Source organism: Pseudomonas emilianonis (assembly GCF_023072625.1).
Lineage (GTDB): Bacteria > Pseudomonadota > Gammaproteobacteria > Pseudomonadales > Pseudomonadaceae > Aquipseudomonas > Aquipseudomonas paraveronii.
On sequence record NZ_JAKNRV010000356.1, the window covers coordinates 1 to 5088 of the forward strand.

Annotated in this window: 5 protein-coding genes and 3 pseudogenes; 4 read left to right on the forward strand and 4 right to left on the reverse strand. The window is 60.6% G+C overall.

The genetic code is table 11. The features are described 5' to 3' along the window. Together L9Z73_RS24940 and L9Z73_RS24945 are read left to right on the forward strand one after the other, a co-directional pair. A pseudogene (locus L9Z73_RS24940) lies at positions 1 to 126 on the forward strand (butanediol dehydrogenase); the annotation flags it as partial. Next, positions 122 to 1531: pseudogene (locus L9Z73_RS24945) on the forward strand (LTA synthase family protein); the annotation flags it as partial. The pseudogenes L9Z73_RS24940 and L9Z73_RS24945, both read left to right, overlap by 5 nt. Before the next feature lie 55 nt (positions 1532 to 1586). Here the strand turns inward: L9Z73_RS24945 and L9Z73_RS24950 are convergent. Next, positions 1587 to 1739 carry a DUF3309 family protein gene (locus L9Z73_RS24950; RefSeq protein WP_198717298.1) on the reverse strand — a complete coding sequence of 51 codons (153 nt, stop codon included), beginning with the start codon at positions 1737 to 1739 and terminating at the stop codon, positions 1587 to 1589. Between the two features lie 330 nt (positions 1740 to 2069). On the opposite strand from L9Z73_RS24950, the gene L9Z73_RS24955 reads away from it, so the two are divergent. Then, on the forward strand, positions 2070 to 2885 hold the full coding sequence (locus tag L9Z73_RS24955) for an SDR family oxidoreductase (RefSeq protein ID WP_247406763.1): 816 nt from the start codon (positions 2070 to 2072) through the stop codon (positions 2883 to 2885). 156 nt (positions 2886 to 3041) lie between these two features. Further along, positions 3042 to 3245 (forward strand): carbon storage regulator CsrA, encoded by a 204-nt coding sequence (gene csrA / locus L9Z73_RS24960; protein ID WP_247406779.1) that lies wholly within the window; start codon positions 3042 to 3044, stop codon positions 3243 to 3245. Between the two features lie 9 nt (positions 3246 to 3254). On the opposite strand, the gene L9Z73_RS24965 is transcribed toward csrA, so the two are convergent. From L9Z73_RS24965 to L9Z73_RS24975, 3 genes and pseudogenes are all read right to left on the reverse strand, one after another. Further along, positions 3255 to 3482, reverse strand: coding sequence for a YheU family protein (locus tag L9Z73_RS24965; RefSeq protein WP_003236706.1), 228 nt, complete (start codon positions 3480 to 3482; stop codon positions 3255 to 3257). Between the two features lie 59 nt (positions 3483 to 3541). Further along, positions 3542 to 4726: an osmoprotectant NAGGN system M42 family peptidase gene (locus tag L9Z73_RS24970; protein ID WP_198717301.1), complete on the reverse strand. Its 1185-nt coding sequence runs from the start codon at positions 4724 to 4726 to the stop codon at positions 3542 to 3544. 161 nt (positions 4727 to 4887) lie between these two features. Next, positions 4888 to 5088: pseudogene (locus tag L9Z73_RS24975) on the reverse strand (N-acetylglutaminylglutamine synthetase); the annotation flags it as partial.

The window sequence follows — 5088 nt, forward strand, 5'->3', positions numbered from 1 at the left end:
ATGCACGCAGTGAAAAAAGCCGGAAGCCTGCTCGGGCAAAACGTGGTGGTGGTCGGTGCCGGCACCATTGGCCTGTGCACCATCATGTGCGCCAAAGCGGCCGGTGCCGCGCAGGTGATCGCGCTGGGGTGACGTCTATACCACCGATTCGAACTTCGCCAACCAGTTGGGCCTCAATGGCACGTTGTCGCTGATCGCCGCAGCCAAGTCGCGCTTCTCCGAAGACCGCACCAACATCTGGAAGGCCACCCTCGAACAACCGCTGGCCACCCAGACCGTGCGCGACATGCTGGTGCTGCCGCAAGAGAAGCTGGTGGATACCGACACCGCCGCCGTGCGCCGTGATTTCACGCCACCGGCCGAGAAAACCCTGCCGATCAAGAACGTCGTGGTCATCCTGATGGAGAGCTTCGCCGGTCACTCGGTGGGCGCCCTGGGGCGTCCGGGCAATATCACGCCGTACTTCGACAAACTGTCCAAGGAAGGCCTGCTGTTCGACCGCTTCTTCTCCAACGGCACTCACACCCACCAGGGTATGTTTGCCACCATGGCGTGCTTCCCGAACCTGCCGGGTTTCGAGTACCTGATGCAGACACCGGAAGGCAGCCACAAGCTGTCGGGCCTGCCGCAGTTGCTCAGCGCGCGCAAGTTTGACGACGTGTATGTCTACAACGGCGATTTCGCCTGGGACAACCAGTCGGGCTTTTTCAGCAACCAGGGCATGACCAACTTCATCGGCCGCAACGACTTTGTCGACCCGGTGTTCTCCGATCCGACGTGGGGCGTGTCCGACCAGGACATGTTCAACCGTGGCCTGGAAGAACTGAAAGCGCGTGAAGGCGGCAAACCGTTCTACGCCCTGCTGCAAACCCTGTCCAACCACACGCCGTATGCTTTGCCGACCCCGTTGCCGGTGGAGAAAGTCACCGACCGTGGCAGCCTCAACGAGCATTTGACGGCGATGCGTTATTCCGACTGGGCCCTGGGCCAGTTCTTTGAAAAAGCCCGCAAGGAGCCGTACTTCAAGGAAACCCTGTTTGTGATCGTGGGCGACCACGGTTTTGGTAACGAGCAGCAGATCACCGAGATGGACCTGGGCCGCTTCAACGTGCCAATGCTGATGATTGCACCGGGCATGCAAGAGAAGTTCGGCGAGCGTGACCACACCGTGGGCACCCAGATCGACATCGTACCGACCATCATGGGCCGTCTCGGTGGCGACACCCTGCACCAGTGCTGGGGCCGTGATCTGCTCAACCTGCCGGAAGGCGACAAGGGCTTCGGCGTGATCAAACCTTCAGGCAGCGATCAGACCGTGGCGTTGGTCACCGGCGACCGCGTGCTGGTATTGCCTAAGGAAATGCCACCGAAGCTGTGGCAATACGAACTGGGCGCCGAGCCGACCGGTAAAGTGATTGCTGAATCGCCGGACGAGGCTGGGCTGAAACAGAAGCTCGAATCGTTCCTGCAGACCGCGACCAAAAGTTTGCTGGATAACACCGCCGGTGTTGTCGACGGTAAGCCGGACTAATAGCCCGGCAATAAAAAAGAGGCCTTCATGAAGGCCTCTTTTTTTTGCCCGGCGTTTATATCTTGCCGAGTAACAACAGGATCAGCAGTACCACCAGGACGGCACCGAGAATACCCGACGGCCCATAACCCCAGCTACGGGAGTGCGGGAACACCGGCAAACCGCCGACCAGCAGGAGAATCAGGATGATGATTAAAATGAGGCTCATAGTTGTATTTCCTTATAGGCCTTGTGCAAGGACTGGTTGTTTAACATTAGGCCCGCCGGTTTAATTGCGGACGCCTTAACAACTCCGACTGTGCCGCTTCGCAGAAAATTCCGTGTTTTTTAAAGCATTTTCTAAACGCACCTATTTCTTTTAACGCGCCGACAAATGCTTGCGCTTAGTTGAAAAAAATTGAACTTAGGCCATGCCATGGCATCCGACCCGTCCCGCGGTTTGCTCAGGGCATTCATCAATTGGATGGTGCGTGGGTGTAGGAAAAACCTTCGCTACACTGCCGATCACTTCTTCCGTGAACCACAAGGCTATTTTCCTATGCAAAATCGCATGATGATCACCGGTGCCGGGTCCGGACTGGGTCGCGAAATCGCGCTGCGCTGGGCCCGCGAGGGTTGGCAGTTGGCCTTGTCGGATGTCAGCGAGCCGGGCTTGCAAGAGACCCTCAAGCAAGTGCGCGAGGCGGGCGGCGATGGGTTTATCCAGCGTTGCGACGTGCGCGACTACAGCCAGCTCACCGCCTTTGCCCAGGCCTGCGAGGTCAAGCTGGGCGGCATCGATGTAATCGTCAACAATGCTGGCGTGGCTTCTGGCGGCTTCTTCGCCGAACTGTCCCTGGAAGACTGGGACTGGCAGATCGCAATCAACCTGATGGGCGTGGTCAAGGGCTGTAAGGCGTTCCTGCCGCTGCTGGAAAAGAGCAAAGGCCGCATCATCAACATCGCCTCAATGGCGGCGCTGATGCAAGGGCCGGCCATGAGCAACTACAACGTGGCCAAGGCAGGTGTGGTGGCGTTGTCGGAGAGTTTGCTGGTGGAGCTCAAACAGCAGGAAGTCGGGGTTCACGTGGTGTGCCCGTCGTTCTTCCAGACCAACCTGTTGGACTCATTCCGTGGGCCGACCCCGGCGATGAAGGCGCAGGTGGGCAAGTTGCTGGAAAGCTCGCCGATTTCGGCGGCCGATATCGCCGATTACATTTACCAGCGGGTGGCCGAGGGTGAGTTCATGATCCTGCCCCACGAGCAAGGGCGGATGGCCTGGGCGTTGAAGCAGAAGAACCCGCAGTTGCTGTATGACGAGATGACCGTGATGGCTGACAAGATGCGCGCCAAAGCCCACGCGATTAAGGGCTGATCGGTTTCTTGACCGGGCTCAGCGCAAAAAAATCATGTGGTCTGTCAGGCAAATTACCTACTGTTGTAGGTGATGCCTGATTTGACCGCAAGTCATTGCTGAGCATCACCCACGCGCGCAAGGTCGGGGTCCTGTCACTCGAAAAGGACAACCGCCATGCTGGTCTTAAGCCGTGCCGTAGGCGAAATCATTGCCATCGGCGATGACATCGCCTTGCACATTCTCGAACTCAACGGTTCCCAGGTGAAATTCGGTGTCGAAGCCCCGGCCGGGGTGCAGGTCCATCGCGCCGAGGTCTACCAGAAGATCGTCGAACGCCAGGGCGCCGCCACTCATCCGGTGCTGGTGCCCAATCCCTGAACTGCCCTTTCAGTCGAACAGATGCTTGGGCACGTCGTGTTTGAGCATCAACTGGCATTGCTCGCTATCGGGGTCGAATACGATCAATGCCTGGCCCTTGGTCAGTGCCTGGCGCACGCGCAGTACGCGGGTTTCCAGGGGCGTGTCGTCGCCATTGTCGGTGCCGTCGCGGGTCACGAAGTCTTCGATGAGGCGGGTCAGGGTGTCGACTTCAAGTGCGTCGTAGGGAATCAGCATACAAGCCTCTGGGGTTAAGTCCCGGCGATGCTACTGCGCCGGGACCGTTGTTGCCAGTGTCAGGACTTCTGGCCGACCAGGCTGTCCACCGACGGCACGCGGGTGTCGCTCTCCATCTGGGTCTCGTGCTCGAGCTGATGACTGAACCGGTCCAGTGAACCTTGCGCCGGTTGCGCGTCGCTGGCGAACACCGGCGGGCTGAGAATGTAAGCCGCCAACAAACGGCTCAGCGCCGCGAGGCTGTCGATGTGGGTGCGTTCGTAGCCATGGGTCGCATCGCAACCAAACGCCAGCAGGGCGGTGCGAATGTCGTGGCCGGCGGTGACCGCCGAGTGCGCATCGCTGAAGTAATAACGAAACAGGTCGCGGCGCACCGGCAGTTCGTTATCCGTCGCCAGGCGTAGCAGGTGGCGCGACAGGTGATAGTCATACGGCCCGCCGGAATCCTGCATCGCCACGCTGACGGCATGTTCGCTGGAATGCTGGCCGGGGGCGACCGGGGCGATGTCGATGCCGACAAATTCACTCACGTCCCAGGGCAGGGCGGCGGCCGCGCCACTGCCGGTTTCCTCGGTGATGGTGAACAGCGGGTGGCAGTCGATCAGCAAGGGTTCGCCGCTGTCGATGATCGCCTTGAGGGCGGCGAGCAGGGCGGCGACGCCGGCCTTGTCATCGAGGTGACGCGCGCTGATATGCCCGCTCTCGGTGAACTCGGGCAGCGGGTCGAACGCCACATAGTCACCGATGCCGATCCCCAGGGAATCGCAATCGGCGCGGGTGGCGCAGTACGCGTCCAGACGCAGCTCGACATGGTCCCAACTCACCGGCATCTCATCCACGGCGGTGTTGAACGCATGCCCGGAGGCCATCAGCGGCAACACGCTGCCACGGATCACGCCGTTGTCGGTGAACAGGCTGACGCGGCTGCCTTCGGCAAAGCGGCTCGACCAGCAGCCAACCGGGGCGAGCGTCAGGCGGCCGTTGTCTTTGATCGCACGCACGGCGGCGCCGATGGTGTCCAAGTGCGCCGACACCGCGCGGTCGGGGCTGTTTTTCTGGCCCTTGAGGGTGGCGCGAATGGTGCCACGGCGGGTCATTTCAAAGGGGATGCCGAGTTCTTCCAGGCGCTCGGCGACATAGCGCACGATGGTGTCGGTAAAGCCGGTCGGGCTGGGAATGGCGAGCATTTCCAGCAGCACTTTTTGCAGGTAGTTGAGATCCGGTTCGGGGAGGGTTCGGGTCATGGAAACTCCTGATGGGGTGAGGGCATCGATGGTTTCGATGAGGGGTTAGCGGCGGTGGCGGTGCTGGCTTCAGCGCGGGCAAGTCCGCTCCTACATTTGGAATGCGGTCACCTGTGGGAGCGGGCTTGCCCGCGATAGCGCCGCTCCAGGCAGTACATCTTTCAAGCGCTCGGCTGACTGTGCGGAAACAACAAATCCACAAACCGCTCAGCCGTCGGCTGCGGCTCATGATTGGCCAGCCCGGCCCGTTCGTTGGCTTCGATAAACACGTAGTCCGGTTGATCGGCCGCCGGCACCATCAGGTCGAGGCCGACCATCGGGATGTCGAGGGCTCGCGCGGCGCGCACGGCGGCGAAACCATC